We start from the raw sequence: 14,738 nt of genomic DNA, 5'->3' as shown, positions 1-14,738 counted from the left end.
GCTCGCGGCAACACATATCCTGGGAGCGAAATGTCCCGCTCCCCTCCGCTGCCCATCGATTCATGCTCGGTTGGCTCGATCCATTGATGTCAAGCGGTTCAACTTCGGAATGCAAAGTGGTTTCGGCTCCTCAAGCCTGTGGTGGCAACGTGATTGATTGCTCGGCCGACCAGGCGATACAGGTACCACGCCGCGACGCCGATGGCTAGTGACGAGATCGTTCCGAACCAGGGGGCACTGGCCTCCCAAGTCGGGTAGACGACCCAGTGGGTGAGGTAGATGAACAGGGATGCGCTGGCCAGCAGTCGAACGGCCGGAACGAGGGTGCGCGGCATCCGCAGTCGTTCCACCCAGATCAGCAACAGTATTCCGGCCACCACAACTGCTTCGCGTGCTGGATCCCCGAAAAATCCGATCGTGGCGACGATCGCCGCTGACGATGCCGCCACACGCTTCCACTTATTGTCGGCCCGGGCGATGACCCAGCCGAGCACGAGAGACCAGAGCACGGTGAACGGGGTGTATCGTTCAATTCCTTCTGCCTCGATGCCGACGAGTGCGAATCGGGTCGTGACGGCTGCCGCCAACAGGGTGATCGGGAACGTCCACGGGTGCCGTCGTTCGAGGCGGTCGATCGGGCGAATTAGGAACATTGCTGCAAAGCCGAGCATGGTCCAGACGGCGGCCTCGAGAAACCAGAATTGCCATTGCTCGTTCCACTTGCCGTCGCCGGGGACGAGGTGGTTGACCAGCAGCGCTGTGGTCCAGGTGTACTTGCCGGTGAGCACGGCGACGGCCCCTATCCACAGCGTGGCCGGAATCGCGATCTGGGCTGCGCTTCTGAGCAGGCGGCGAACGCGCGTGGCCCCCGCAACGTCGGCGAGCTGAAATCTGGCCAGGTTGTATCCGGCGACGGCGAGCAGCAGGTGTGCGCCGCCCTGCACAGTGATCAGGTCGGCATGGGTGCCGACGATCAGCACGATTGCGAGTGCGCGGAGAACGGCGGGAGTCTCGACCCGGGGAAAGCGGACCTTCCGCGCTCCGACTGTCGCCGCTCCACGCTTCGCCGTTTCGCCCACGGCCGTGCTGTCAGCCTGTGGGGGAGGGCCGTCGGCCGAGGACGCGAGGTTCCGGGCCGATTGTGCTGGCCAATCCCGCGGCAACGCGCCGAGGAGATCCTCCAGCCGCAGGGCCACCTCGACGTAGCTCAACGAATCCCCGCCGAGCCCGGCGAAAGTGTCGTCGATGGTCGCGTCTGGGCGCCCAAGGAGCACGATGAACAGGTTACGGATCATGTCGGAGGTTGCGACCTGCCCGGGGTTCGCTGCTGTCGACGCCTTCTGGGCGTCGATCATCTGGGCATAACGGACGAGCGAGGCAAGGTCGGGCTTGCCGCTGGCTGTGCGAGGAAACTCGCTAACCGTGTAGACGTGTATAGCGTGCGTGGGGATTCCGAGTAGCACAGCGGTGCGGGTTCGTGCCCTGTCGACGTACCGGGCCGCACGGATGAATACGAGCAAGCGTTCTCCGGTGCTTGCCGTACGGGCTTCGATTCCTTCCTCGGCGAGGAGGCGTTGGACGGAATCGAGGTCGACCCGGAGCCCATACACCTTCACGAATCGGTTCAGCCGTCCGACGACCTCGAACATGCCGTCCTCGCGGTGCCGGGCGAGATCGCCGGTGCGAAGCTCGTGGACCGTGCGCCCCAATGCGAAGTCGGCCGGTGTCTCGGCGTAGCCGAGCATGACGTTGGGGCCCTCGTAGACGAGTTCGCCGACGTCCGCTCCCGCCTCGGCATCGATGCGCAGGTGACCTCCAGGAATGGGGCGGCCGATGCTGCCGGCGGCATGGTCGGCGAGCTCCGCAGGGACGTACGCCATCCGCGCAGTGGCCTCTGTCTGCCCGTACATCACGAAGAATTCGAACCCGCGACGCTCACCGAGGCGTGCAAAACGGCGCACCGTTTCTGGGGCGAGGCGGCCGCCGGCCTGGGTGAGGTAGCGGATACTCGCTGGCAACCGATCCGTGAAATTGCCCGCCTCAAGAAGCTCGAAGGTGTAGGGCACGCCGGCGAAAGAAGTGATCCGATGCATCCCGGCCTCGTCCCAGAACGCCGCGTCGGCCACCGATCGCTCGGTGAGGACGACGCTCGCTCCCGACACGAGGTGGCTGTTCAGGACCGAGAGGCCGTAGCAGTAATGCATCGGCAGCGTGGTTACTGCCCGGTCTGCAGGCGTGAGACGCAGGTACGCCGCAATGGCTTGTGCGTTGCTCAGCAGGTTTTGCCGGGACAACCGAACGAGCTTCGGCGACCCGGTGGACCCGGAGGTGCTCACCAGCATGGCTAGGTCGTCGGAGAAGCTGTGCGTGGATCCAGGCCGCGTCTCCCGCAGGGCCGGGCCGTCCCCGTCGCGGACGGCAATGACGTCAGGGTCGAACCGTTCAGCCAGTGACGCGCGATGAGTCCGTGATGCTTCATCGTCACCCGGTGCGACCAGAAGCACCGGGTGGCCGCCTTCCAGAGCTGCAAGGTAGGTAACGATCGGCTCGACGGCATTTGCTGCCTCCAGCATCACGAGTCGGCGGACACTACCAAGCTCGAGACGGCGTATGGCGACCATCCTGGCTAGCTGGGCGTAGCTGAGGTCTCCACTACCGGTGACGAATGCGACGTCGTCGTCTGAGCCATTAAGGAGGGTCAGTCGTGGTGCGGGCATGGTGTGGAGCACGAGAATACTTTCGAACGATGCGCAGGGGCTGGTTAGGTAAGGATATCCTACATAGTAGGAAACCGCACGGACCGCGGAAGTTCAACTCACCACTGAACCCGTGTCCACAAACGGGGGCCAGGCTAAAATAGTTGATCTCCAGCTGATGCGAACTTGGATCATGCTGCGAATTCCTCTCCGTCATCGCGGATGGTATGCGGCGATGGTGGTTGCTTGGAATAATGACTCCTATCACGCAGTACTTGACATAATGTGCATTATCAGTCACATGCCCGAGAGTGGTCGAGAGGGTTGTCCGGCCCGCCGAACTGCGGGCCGAACATCACTCCGGTAACGCCGGATCAGGCGCCGACGTAGGCTGCCAGGTGCTCGCCGGTCAGCGTCGAACGCCCGGCCACGAGATCGGCGGGCGTTCCCTCAAAGACGATTCGGCCGCCGTCGCGCCCGGCGCCGGGGCCCAGGTCGATGATCCAGTCGGCATGCGCCATGACCGCCTGGTGGTGCTCAATCACGATGACGGACTTACCGGAGTCAACCAGCCGATCCAGCAGTCCGAGCAGATTCTCAACGTCGGCAAGGTGCAGGCCAGCGGTCGGCTCGTCCAGAACGTAAACATCGCCCTTGTCGGCCATTTGCGTGGCGAGCTTGAGCCGCTGCCGCTCACCGCCGGAGAGTGTCGGCAGCGGCTGGCCGAGGCTGAGGTAGCCGAGGCCAACGTCGACGAGCCGGCAGAGAATTGCGTGCGCCGCCGGAATGCGTGACTCCCCCGCACCGAAGAACTGCTCGGCCTCGGTCACCGACATCGCCAGCACCTCACTGATGTCGCGCCCATTGAGGTGGTAGTCCAGGACGGATGCCTGAAACCGCTTGCCCTCGCAGACCTCACAGGGAATGGCGACACCCGCCATGATTCCCAGGTCGGTGTAGATGACGCCGGCGCCGTTGCAGTTGGGGCAGGCGCCCTCGGAATTGGAGCTGAACAACGACGGCTTCACGCCGTTGGCCTTCGCGAATGCCTTGCGGATCGGCTCGAGCATGCCGGTGTACGTCGCCGGGTTGCTGCGCCGCGACCCCTTGATCGTGCCCTGGTCGACGGTCACCACACCGTCCCGACCCGAGACCGATCCGGTGATCAGCGAACTCTTACCGGACCCGGCCACACCGGTGAGCACGGTCAACACACCGAGCGGAATGTCGACATCGACGTTCTGCAGGTTATGGGCGCTGGCGCCGCGAACCGGCAGGACACCCGACGGTGCACGCACGGTCGACTTGACGGCGGCCCGGTCATCCAGATGCCGACCGGTCAACGTGCCGCTGGTGCGAAGCCCGGCGAGAGAGCCCTCGAAGACCACCTCGCCGCCGTCCGAACCAGCACCCGGCCCGAGGTCGATGACGTGGTCGGCGATCGCGATCATCTCCGGCTTGTGCTCCACCACCAACACCGTGTTGCCCTTGTCGCGCAGCTGGACGAGCAGGGTGTTCATGCGCTGGATGTCGTGCGGGTGCAGTCCGATGGTCGGTTCGTCGAAGACATAGGTCACGTCGGTGAGTGAAGATCCGAGATGACGGATCATCTTGGTACGCTGCGACTCGCCGCCGGAGAGCGTGCCAGAGGCCCGGTCCAGGGACAGGTAACCCAGCCCGATCTGCACGAAGGAGTTCAGCAGGAGCTCCAACGCGGTCAGCAGCGGCGCGACGGACGAGTCGTTCAGGCCACGAACCCACTCGGCGAGGTCGCTGATCTGCATCGCACAGGTATCCGCGATGCTGATTTCGTTGATCGTCGACGATCGCGCGCCCTCGTTCAGTCGGGTGCCGTTGCAGTCGGGGCAAACGGTGAAGGTCACCGCACGCTCCACGAACACTCGAATGTGCGGCTGCAGCGAGTCAACATCCTTGGTGAGCATCGACTTTTGGATCTTGGGAATCAGGCCTTCGTAGGTGAGGTTGATGCCCTCGATCTTGATCTTGGTCGGCTCCTTGTGGAGGAGGTCGGCGAGTTCCTTCCTGGTGAAGTCCTTGATCGCTTTGTTGGGGTCGAAGAAGCCGCAGCCATTGAAGATGCGGCCAAACCAGCCGTCCATGCTGTAGCCGGGGATGGTCAGTGCGCCCTCGTTCAGGGATTTGGTGTCGTCGTAGAGCGCGCGGAGGTCGATATCGGTGACCGATCCCCGACCCTCGCAGCGGGAACACATGCCCCCGGTGATGCTGAAGCTGCGGCGTTCCTTGACGGTCTGTCCCCCGCGTTCGATCGAAACGGCGCCCGCTCCACTGATCGAGGCGACGTTGAACGAATACGCCTGGGGTGAGCCGAGGTACGGGTCGCCCAATCGGCTGAACAGGATGCGCAGCAGGGCGTTGGCGTCGGTGGCGGTGCCGACGGTGGAGCGCGCGTTGGCCCCCATCCGCTCCTGGTCGACGATAATGGCCGTCGTCAGCCCGTCGAGCACATCGACGTCGGGCCTGGCCAGGGTCGGCATGAAGCCCTGCACGAAGGTGCTGTACGTTTCGTTGATCATGCGTTGCGACTCGGCAGCAATGGTGCCGAACACTAGTGAGCTCTTGCCCGAGCCGGACACGCCCGTGAACACGGTCAGCCGGCGCTTGGGAATCTCGACGCTGACGTTCTTGAGATTGTTTTCCCGAGCGCCCTGCACACGGATCAGGTCGTGGCTGTCTGCAACCTGCATCTCCGATTCCGGGTTCGCCGGGTTCGTGGTCATGCTATTCGCCCGTAAACCCGATCGTGTCGCCCACGTAGCGGGTGTTGCCGACCGGAACCGGCTCAACCGCAGCGGCTACGACCTCGGCCGCGAACTCGCTGACGTTGTACAAGCGACCGGCCGCTTCCTTACGGGCGTTGAGAGCACCGGGGTTGGACCGCTCGAGCAGCGTCGCCGTGATGGTGCCCTCGATCATGTCGCCGGAGACCACGACAAAGCCGATGCCGGATTCCTCAAGCTGCGGGATCACCGCGCGCAGGGCATCCTCACCGGCACGCTTGCTGCGAGCCACCCGCTCATACTCCGGCATGGTCGGCGTGGTTTTGATGAAGTGCGCCTGGTGGCTGGTGACGTACACGACGCGGGAGTCATCACCGAGCAGCGGGACCGCTTCGTTGAGCAGGTTCACCTGGGCATCGTGGTTCAACGTCATGGCGTAGTCGGCGGCCATGCCACTCTCCATGCCGCCCGAGGCGTTCATCACCAGAATATCGAGGCCGCCGAATTCGCTGCGAATGGTCTCGAACATCGCGGCGACCGAGGCCGGGTCGGTCAGGTCGGCACCGACCGTGATGGCCGTACCGCCGGCAGCGCGAATGGCGTCGGCGAGTTTGTTCGCGCGGGCCTCCTTATTGCGGTAATTAATGACGACCCTGGCGCCGGCTTCGGCGAAGTACCCGACAGTATCGGCACCGATACCGCGGGACGAGCCGGTGACGAGTACACGCTTGCCCTCGAGTGATCCTGCTGCAAGTGGATTGGTCACGGGGGCTCCTTTTAGTTTCATGCACGCCGGTAGTCATGCACGTTAGTCATTCACGTCGAATTTAGATGAGGCGGGCATCGACTGCCACACACTCGCCTGTCGACCATATCAACAAGCACCGGTCGCTCCCCCGGCGTGTTGTCGGTGGCACCTGCTAGTTTCAGAGGAAATGGATTGGGGAAAGTGGCACCCATGGTCGACCTGACTGATTATCTCTGGATTCTGTGGCTCGTCTTCATTCTCGTCGCCGTAACGATCGAGCTCCTGAGCCTGGAATTCACCTTCCTGATGATTTCCATCGGCAGCCTGGGCGGCCTGGGCGCCAATCTGCTCGGTCTGGAGTGGTGGCTGCAAATCGTCGTCGCCGCCGGCCTTTCGGTGCTGCTCCTACTCACCATCCGGCCGTTCCTGCTGCGTGCCCTGCGCAGGGGCGGCGATCCGGCCTTGAGCAATATCGACGCCCTGATCGGCATGACCGGTCGCGTCGTCGCGACGGTAACCCAGACCGGCGGGCTCGTCAAACTGGCCAACGGTGAAACCTGGACCGCGCGCCTGGTCGGACCGGCCGGCACCACCGACAACGGATCCGTTGATCCCGGACAGGCGATCACCGTGCACCTCATCGAAGGCTCCACCGCCGTCGTCATCTCCGCCGAAAGGACCCAGAATCATGCTTGACCCCGCAGCCTTCATCGGACAGATCTTCGTGTTCGCCCTGCTCGCCGTTTTGGCGGTGTTCGTCATCGTCATTTTATTGCGCGCCATTCGCATCATTCCGCAGGGCAACGCCGGCGTGGTCGAGCGCCTCGGCAAGTACCACAAGACCCTGCTGCCCGGTCTGAACCTGCTCGTGCCGTTCGTCGACCGGGTGCGTCCCCTCCTCGACATTCGCGAGCAGGTCGTGTCCTTTCCTCCGCAGCCGGTCATCACCGAGGACAACCTCGTCGTCTCGATCGATACCGTCGTCTATTTTCAGGTGACGGATGCCCGGGCGGCCACCTATGAGATCAACAACTACCTCGGCGCGGTCGAGCAGCTCACCACGACTACCCTGCGTAACGTCGTCGGTGGCCTGAACCTCGAAGAGGCCCTCACCAGCCGGGACAATATCAACAGTCAGCTCCGCATCGTGCTCGACGAAGCCACCGGTAAGTGGGGCATTCGTGTCGGCCGAGTTGAACTCAAGGCCATTGAACCGCCGCACTCCATTCAGGACTCGATGGAAAAGCAGATGCGCGCCGAACGTGACCGCCGTGCGCTCATCCTCACCGCTGAGGGAACCAAACAGTCCGCAATCCTCACCGCCGAGGGCGCCCGCCAGGCGGCCATTCTCGAGGCCGAGGGCGACGCCAAGGCTGCCGTCCTGCGCGCCCAGGGTGAGGCCGAAGCGATCACGACCGTATTCAAGGCCATCCACGATGGCGACCCCGACCCCAAGCTGCTGGCGTACCAATACCTGTTGACCCTGCCCAAGCTCGCCGAGGGAAGCGCCAACAAGCTCTGGATCGTTCCGAGTGAACTCACCGAGGCGATGAAGGGAATCGGCAGCGCGTTCGGTGCTCAACAAAGCGGTGCTCAACACAGCGGTCCCCAACACAGCGGTCCCCAACACAGCGGTCCCCAACAAAACGGCGCACAACAAAACGGTGCACAACAAGACGGTGCCCAGACTGCTGGTGCGAACCCGGCGGATGCTGCCGGCGCGGCCGCACCGGCAGCATCCGCTCCCCCGGTTTCGCCGCAGGGCTAGCCGGTGGCCGAAAATGCCCAGTCGGTGTTTCTCAGCGGGACGCCGCCCCGGGTGTTCGCGCATCGGGGCCTGACCCAGGCCGCCCCGGAAAACACGCTGCTAGCCTTCGTGAAGGCGCTCGCGACCGGAGCCACGCACCTCGAGACCGACGTGCAGGTATCACTCGACGGTGTCGCGGTGCTCAGCCACGACCCCGACCTCACGCGGCTGGGTCGGGATGTGCGCATTGATCAGCTGACCATGGTCGAGCTCAAACGCATCAGTCTGGGCGAGGGCCAGGGGTTCACGTCGCTCAGCGATGCTCTGGAAGCTTTTCCGGACGCCCTGTTCAACATTGATATGAAAAGTGATGCTGCGGCGGAGCCGACCGCGCGGGCGATTCTCGATCAGCGGGCCTCTGAGCGAGTGCTCGTGACCTCGTTCAACGAACCACGGCGGCGGCACGCTCTCAGCCTTCTCCCCGGCGTGGTGTCGTCGGCGTCATCGTCACTCGTGGCCCAGGCCGTCGCCGCGACGAATCTGGGGCTGACCGCCCTGGTTCGACGCACCCTGCAGGGGTGCGTCGCTGTGCAGGTGCCCGAACGGCTCGGACCGGTGCGCATAGTCACTCCCCGATTTATCGCGATGATGCATCGGGTCGATGTCGAGGTGCATGTGTGGACCGTGAACGATCCGATCGACATGATTCGACTCCTCGACAGCGGAGTTGACGGCCTCGTCACGGACCGTGCAGATCTGGCCGTTGCCGCCATTACTCGCCGAACCTGAGAGTTACCTCCCAGAACGGGGGGAGTGGGAAGGTTAACGCCCAGCTTGATGGTTTAGAACTGTGAAGGCATCGTGATCGATCTGTGATTACGAGCGAGAGGAGACCACACTATGGCTGACCGCAGTTTGCGTGGCATGAGATTGGGCGCACAAAGCCTACAGAGCGAAGAAGGCGTCACCTTCTCCCCCCGAGTGGGCCACACCTACCGGTGTGAAACATGCGGGCGCGAGACGGTAATGATTTTCTCGGCCGAAGCCGAGGCTCCGGACGAATGGGAATGCAAGTACTGCGCACGGACGGCGACTCGGCTCGTCGACTCCATGCCCGTAATCGTTGACCACTCCGACGAGAAAATTCCTCGGACCCACTGGGATATGTTGCTGGAGCGTCGCACCAGGGACGAACTCGAAGAGCTGCTCGAAGAGCGCCTCTCGGTGTTGCGTCTGCGCCGTGGTGGCCAGCAGAAGATCGGTGCCTAACCGCTCAAAATCCCCGCACGACCCCGCACCAATGTGTTTGTACCCCCGTACTCGCACCCGTGGTGGCGGGGTCGTCGTTGGTTAACCCGGATTTTACCGGCGCTGTCGCCGGGCCGCGCCCAGGCAGAGCGCCAGACCGGCCAGGCCCAGACCCGACAGCAACCACTCAGTTCCCCGACCGGCCACCATCGCCGGCGTGATGGTGTCGCTGAGCGGCACCGTCTGCACCATGGCGCCCGCAGTGAAGGTGGGCAGGCTGTCGAGGGTGTCACCGTTGGGTGTGATGATGGCGCTCGACCCGACCGTGGAGATGTTCACAACGGAGCGACCGGTTTGGATCGCACGCAGCCGGGCGATGGCGAGCTGCTGCACGCTTTCATCGGTGTGCCCGAAGTCGGCATTGTTGGTCTGGGCCAGAATCAGCTGCGCCCCGCTGTCGATCATCTCCTGCACGAGCTGGTCATCGGCGATGTCGAAGCAGATTGCGATGCCGGCCAGCACACCGTCGATGTCGAAGACATTGTCGCGGGTACCGATACCGTAGTCGCGTGCGATCAGATCAATCAGCTCCGGCGCGAACGGGCGCCAGAACGCTCGATCCGGCATATATTCGGCAAACGGCACCGGATGCACCTTGTCGTAGACGTCGACGGCCCCGCGTCCGGCCTCCCAGAGCAGAGAACTGTTGAAATAGGTATCTTCGGGCTGGGTGATCGTGCCCGTGATGAGCGGAGCATCCATTTCGGTGCTGATGTAGTCCAGTACCTGCGCCGCCGCCGCCGAGCGGGTCGGGTCGATGTCGCTCGCGTTCTCCGGCCAGACCACAAAGTCCACGCTCTCGCCGATCAACGGCAGGGTGGCCGAAGTGTGGTCCTGCAGAATCTGACCGGGTGAATACTCCGCAAACAGACCGGCGTCGGCGTTGCCCTGCACCGCGGCCAGCCGGGTCGTGCCGCTGGGCAGCGTCGGCCACGCGGGAATGGCGAGCACGAGGGCGACCGCACCGACCGCCACGGCTGCCCGCAGGGTGTGGGCCAGGTCGGGCTCCCGCAATAGCTGCACGGCGAGGGCGCTCAGCCAGACCAGGATGAAACTCAGGCCGGACAGTCCCACCCAGGCGACGAGCGCGCCGAACGGACTCTCCGATTGGGAGAGCGCGACTCGGCCCCAGGCGAATCCGCCGTAAGGCCAGACCGCGCTGATCGCTTCCCTGGCCGTCCAGAGCCCGGCCACGATGACCGGAACCAGTCCGACGCGGCCCCAGACGCTCGGCCAGAGGCGCGGCCCGTGCCGCAGAACGAACGCGGTGAGGCCGAGGCCGAGGCCGAAGAACAGGCTTTGCAAGCCACCGAGCGCGAACCACGGCACGAGTCCGAGATACAGAGTGATCCAGTAGATGTGGATCAGCCAGAAGGACAGCCCGGCGACCAGCCCGACCAGCAGCCCGGTACCGAGGCTTCGACCGAGCAGCGCCACGAGCATGAGCGCCACGCCGACCGGGGCGAGAAACCACCAGTCCCGGTCCGGAAATCCGGCGTCGAGGATGGCGCCGGCACCGGCCGCCACCAGAACGGATGCACACAGTGGCAGGCTGAACGCACTCTCGCTCCCCCTCATGGCTGGCTCAGGCCACCGAGGAGTACGCGACGATGCCGCGACGGATCGAGTCCATGGCCTCGCGCGCGATCGGCCCAACGCGACCGGTACCGGCGATACTGCGCTGGTCAACCTGCACGAGCTGGTCGAGGAGGTCGATGGTCTGTTTGGTCCAGCGCACGAAATCTCCCGCGGCCATTTCGGCTTCGTAGAGCACATCGGCGAGCGACGCGCCGCGGGCCCATTTCCACATGGCCAGGCTAAGGCCAACCGCCAGCGGATTGCTGCCGGGCAGTTTGTGGTCGCGTTCGAGGTCGTCGATGCGGCTCCACAGGTCTTGCGTCTCGTCCAGTGCCGGTCGGAACGGCCCCTTGGGCAGGTAGCGGGCATCGATCAGCCCCTCCTCGCGGCGCGGCTCGAACACCAGAGCGCAGGCCATGGCGGCCAAACTGGCGGCATCGAGGTCCTTCCACAGGCCGCGGCGCAGGGATTCGGCCACGAGCAGGTCCCGCTCGGCGTAAATGCGGCGCAGGATGCGTCCGCTTTCGCTCAACGCGATCGTTCCGCGCGCGTCGGATTCGAGGTAGCCGTAACCGAGCAGAACGTCGGTCACCCGGTCGAAAACCCGCGCGATGGCGCCGGTGCGCTGGGAGATCTGCTGGTTGAGGGCATCCGTTTGCCGCTTGAGCTTGAACCAGCGCTCAGCCCAGCGGGAGTGCGCCTCGCGGTCGGGGCAGTGGTGACAGCCGTGGGCGCGCATCTGCTTGCGCAGGCTTGCCACCTCACGCTGCCGCTTGTCGCGCTCCCCACGGAGTGAGTTGTCGGCCTTGGTACCTTCACGCTCGACCTCGGTCAGCCGTCGTCGAATGGATGAGTACTCCTCGAAATTGCCGAGGTGGCAGGTCATGCTGGTCTTGAACCCGGCCAGGGACTCTTCCTGCTGACGCACGGAGCGCGCGAGGTCGACGACAGCCCGATCGGCCTGGAACTGGGCGAAGGAGGATTCGAGGACACCTCGGGTACGGGCGACGCCGAACTGATCGATCAGGTTGACGGCCATGTTGTAGGTCGGCTTGAAACTCGAATTCAGCGGATAGGTACGACGGGAGGCCAGCGACGCGACAGCCTGCGGGTCCAGACCCTGGGCCCACTGGATGACGGAGTGACCGAGCGTGTCGATGCCGCGACGGCCGGCCCGCCCGGTCAGCTGGGTGTACTCCCCCGGCGTGATCGGCACCCGGGCTTCACCGTTGAACTTCTCGAGCTTGTCCAGGACCACGGTGCGCGCCGGCATATTGATGCCGAGGGCAAGGGTTTCGGTCGCGAAGACGGCCTTGACCAACTTCTTCTGAAAGAGCTCCTCGACCACCTCCTTGAACGCGGGCAGCAGGCCGGCATGGTGAGCGGCTACTCCGCGTTCGAGCCCGTCGAGCCACTCAAAGTAGCCGAGCACACCGAGGTCTTCGTCGAGCAGGGTGCGGCATCGGTCGTCGACGATCCGGCGTATTTCGTCGCGTTCGTGTTCCTGGGTCAGGCGCACACCGGAGCGGAGCACCTGCCGCACGGCCTGGTCGCAGCCGACCCGGCTGAAGATGAAGAAGATCGCCGGCAGCAGATGTTTACCGTCGAGCATGCGCACGATGTCGCCGCGGTCCATCCGGCCGGCATCGAACTGCGGGCGGTGCTTGTCATGACCGCGATACCCTCCGGAGGAACCGCCCTGCCGGCCGGAGCCACGGCCGCGCCCGCCGGCCGAACGCCCGCCGGCGTGGGCCAGCCGAACGAGTTCAGGATTCACCCGATGAGTGCCGATCAAACCGGTGGAATCGAAGAGATCGAGCATGTTGTTCTTGACCAGAACGTGTTGTTCCAGGGGTACTGGGCGCTCCTCGGAGACAATAACGTCGGTTTCGCCGCGGACCGCCTGCAACCAGTCGCCGAATTCTTCCGCGTTTGACACGGTGGCGCTCAGCGAGACCATCCGCACCGGTTGCGGAAGGTGGATGATCACTTCTTCCCAGACAGCGCCGCGAAAGCGGTCGGCGAGGTAGTGCACCTCGTCCATCACCACAAAGGCCAGGTTGGTCAGCAGGTCAGAACTGGCATAAAGCATATTGCGCAGTACCTCGGTCGTCATGACCACGATGCGCGCCCCCGGGTTCACATTGCTGTCGCCCGTGAGTAATCCGACCTGATCCGCACCGTACTCGGCGACAAACTCCTGGAATTTCTGATTGCTGAGCGCCTTCATGGGCGCGGTATAGAACACCTTTGCGCGAGACTGCTGCATCGCGAGGTAGATCGCGAATTCGGCCACGATCGTCTTGCCGGCACCGGTCGGTGCCGCGACGAGCACGCTATTGCCCGCCTCCAGACAAGCGCAGGCCTCGCGTTGAAACGGGTCGAGGTCGAATTTGAGACCGCTTTCGAAGGCCTGCAGTTTTGGCTGACTGGCCCGGGTGCGAGCGGCCGAGTAGCGTTCGGCCGGCGATTGCGTGTGCGTCACGTGATCCTTAACAGTTACGACAGCGGGCTCCTAGTGTGCCCGGAGTCCAAGTTCCTTTTCGAACGCGAGCACTTTTCTGGCCGCGCGTCGATCGTGCAGCCACGCGATCCCGTAGGCGGCAAAGTACAACATGACCATGGGGATCGCCAGCAGGAACATCGACACGACATCGGCCGCGGGGGTGGCGATCGCGGTGAACAGCACGATGACCAGTATGGCGATCCGCCAGGATTTGATGATGGATGCAGCACTGATGACACCGGCAAAATTCAAAAGCACGATGAACACCGGCAGGACGAAAGCGATCCCGATGGCAACGACGAGCTTCAGGACGAAGTCGAAATACCCCTGCGCATTGATGAACGCGGAATCCTCGGTCGGGGCGAAACTGGTCATGAGTTCGACGACGTGCGGCAGGACGACCCAGCCGGCGGCGCAGCCCGCCAGGAACAGCGGGATGGCGGTGAACAGAAACCCGAAGGTGTACTTCTTCTCGGTGCGGGTGAGCCCGGGAACCAGGAACGCGAACACCTGGTAGAGCCACACCGGACTGGACACGATCAGGCCGACATACAGAGAGATCTTGAGCTTGAGGTCGAAAGCGCTCGTGATGTCGGGGTAGTTGATCTGCGCGTTGCGATGTTGGGCGTTGATGATGGCGTAGATCGGTTCGCGCAGCTGGTCCCAGACGAAATCCGAGAGGAACCAACCGGCAATCGCACCGATCAGCAAGCCAGCGGCGGCTAGGTAGAGGCGCTTACGCAACTCGACCAGATGCTGGCCGAGCGACATTTTGCCTTCAACGGGCGTACGCCGACGCGTGCGTACCGCCACGGTAGCTAGGGCTTCGCGGCCGGGTCGGTCGGACCCGCGGACTTCGCGGCGTCATCGCCCGACTGGGTCGGTGCGTTGGGATCGGGGTCGACGCTGTCGCTCTTGATCTCGCTTTTGAAAATCTTCATCGACTGGCCGAGGCTGCGGGCGAGTCCGGGCAGTTTGGGCGCACCGAAGAGAAGCAGTACGACAACGAGGATGATCAGGAAATGCCATCCGGTCAGGTTTTGCAGCATGAGGGTGTGTCCTCTTGTCTTAGCGGGTAACGTAGCGGGCGTTTCGCATCAGTTTACCCCGCACGATCCGGCCGTCGCGACGAACCTGCCGCCGATGGACGCGTTCCGCTTCGCGCTGCTCGACCTCGAGGCGCAGCGCCGCAAGATCCGTGAAGACGGCCGGTCTGAACTGCTCCGGCCTCGGGCTGACGTCCACGTTCAGTGCGGAGATCTGATGGCCCAGGGCTTCGAAGGCACGCAGCGCACCGAGGGATTTTCGGTAGAGCCGCACACCGGACCACACCAGCAGGGCGAGGAAACCCAGCGTCAGCGCGCTCCAGATGAGCAGCCAGGACCACCAGGGCATC

General features: G+C 64.0%; 12 protein-coding genes. 4 read left to right on the top strand and 8 right to left on the bottom strand.

Going from position 1 to position 14,738, the window contains the following annotated elements:
- Positions 1-98: 98 nt before the first annotated feature.
- From E3T46_RS06520 to E3T46_RS06510, 3 genes are all read right to left on the bottom strand, one after another.
- Positions 99-2,717 (bottom strand): AMP-binding protein, encoded by a 2,619-nt coding sequence (locus tag E3T46_RS06520; RefSeq protein WP_206751480.1) that lies wholly within the window; start codon positions 2,715-2,717, stop codon positions 99-101.
- A gap of 353 nt (positions 2,718-3,070) precedes the next feature.
- On the bottom strand, positions 3,071-5,455 hold the full coding sequence (locus tag E3T46_RS06515; RefSeq protein WP_134577901.1) for an excinuclease ABC subunit UvrA: 2,385 nt from the start codon (positions 5,453-5,455) through the stop codon (positions 3,071-3,073).
- Between the two features lies 1 nt (position 5,456).
- Complete coding sequence (locus E3T46_RS06510; protein WP_134577900.1) at positions 5,457-6,221, bottom strand: SDR family oxidoreductase; 765 nt, start codon at positions 6,219-6,221, stop codon at positions 5,457-5,459.
- Between the two features lie 192 nt (positions 6,222-6,413).
- On the opposite strand from E3T46_RS06510, the gene E3T46_RS06505 reads away from it, so the two are divergent.
- The 4 genes from E3T46_RS06505 (at position 6,414) to E3T46_RS06490 (ending at position 9,219) form a co-directional block, all read left to right on the top strand.
- Entirely contained in the window at positions 6,414-6,899 is a 486-nt protein-coding gene (locus E3T46_RS06505) for an NfeD family protein (protein ID WP_134442035.1), read from the top strand.
- Positions 6,892-7,971 (top strand): SPFH domain-containing protein, encoded by a 1,080-nt coding sequence (locus tag E3T46_RS06500; protein ID WP_134577899.1) that lies wholly within the window; start codon positions 6,892-6,894, stop codon positions 7,969-7,971. The genes E3T46_RS06505 and E3T46_RS06500 overlap by 8 nt, the downstream gene beginning before the upstream one ends.
- Positions 7,972-7,974: 3 nt before the next feature.
- Positions 7,975-8,739 (top strand): glycerophosphodiester phosphodiesterase family protein, encoded by a 765-nt coding sequence (locus E3T46_RS06495; protein ID WP_241978834.1) that lies wholly within the window; start codon positions 7,975-7,977, stop codon positions 8,737-8,739.
- Between the two features lie 111 nt (positions 8,740-8,850).
- Positions 8,851-9,219, top strand: a complete 369-nt coding sequence (locus tag E3T46_RS06490; protein WP_092448605.1) for an RNA polymerase-binding protein RbpA — start codon at positions 8,851-8,853, stop codon at positions 9,217-9,219.
- Positions 9,220-9,312: 93 nt separating this feature from the next.
- Here the strand turns inward: E3T46_RS06490 and lnt are convergent, their stop codons facing one another.
- From lnt to E3T46_RS06465, 5 genes are read right to left on the bottom strand one after another with little or no spacing between them, the layout of a single operon-like run.
- Entirely contained in the window at positions 9,313-10,836 is a 1,524-nt protein-coding gene (gene lnt, locus E3T46_RS06485; RefSeq protein WP_134577898.1) for an apolipoprotein N-acyltransferase, read from the bottom strand.
- A gap of 7 nt (positions 10,837-10,843) precedes the next feature.
- Entirely contained in the window at positions 10,844-13,321 is a 2,478-nt protein-coding gene (locus E3T46_RS06480; protein ID WP_134577897.1) for a DEAD/DEAH box helicase, read from the bottom strand.
- Positions 13,322-13,351: 30 nt separating this feature from the next.
- Positions 13,352-14,113 carry a twin-arginine translocase subunit TatC gene (tatC, locus tag E3T46_RS06475; protein WP_134578001.1) on the bottom strand — a complete coding sequence of 254 codons (762 nt, stop codon included), beginning with the start codon at positions 14,111-14,113 and terminating at the stop codon, positions 13,352-13,354.
- Positions 14,114-14,160: 47 nt separating this feature from the next.
- Positions 14,161-14,391 (bottom strand): twin-arginine translocase TatA/TatE family subunit, encoded by a 231-nt coding sequence (gene tatA, locus E3T46_RS18680; protein ID WP_134442043.1) that lies wholly within the window; start codon positions 14,389-14,391, stop codon positions 14,161-14,163.
- A gap of 19 nt (positions 14,392-14,410) precedes the next feature.
- Positions 14,411-14,737 carry a hypothetical protein gene (locus E3T46_RS06465; protein WP_134577896.1) on the bottom strand — a complete coding sequence of 109 codons (327 nt, stop codon included), beginning with the start codon at positions 14,735-14,737 and terminating at the stop codon, positions 14,411-14,413.
- Position 14,738: the final 1 nt, after the last annotated feature.

It is taken from the genome of Cryobacterium sp. Hh11 (assembly GCF_004404045.1).
Taxonomy (GTDB): Bacteria; Actinomycetota; Actinomycetes; order Actinomycetales; family Microbacteriaceae; genus Cryobacterium; species Cryobacterium levicorallinum.
The sequence above is the reverse complement of the archived record's forward strand: the minus strand, read 5'-3'. Positions and strand labels throughout refer to the sequence as shown.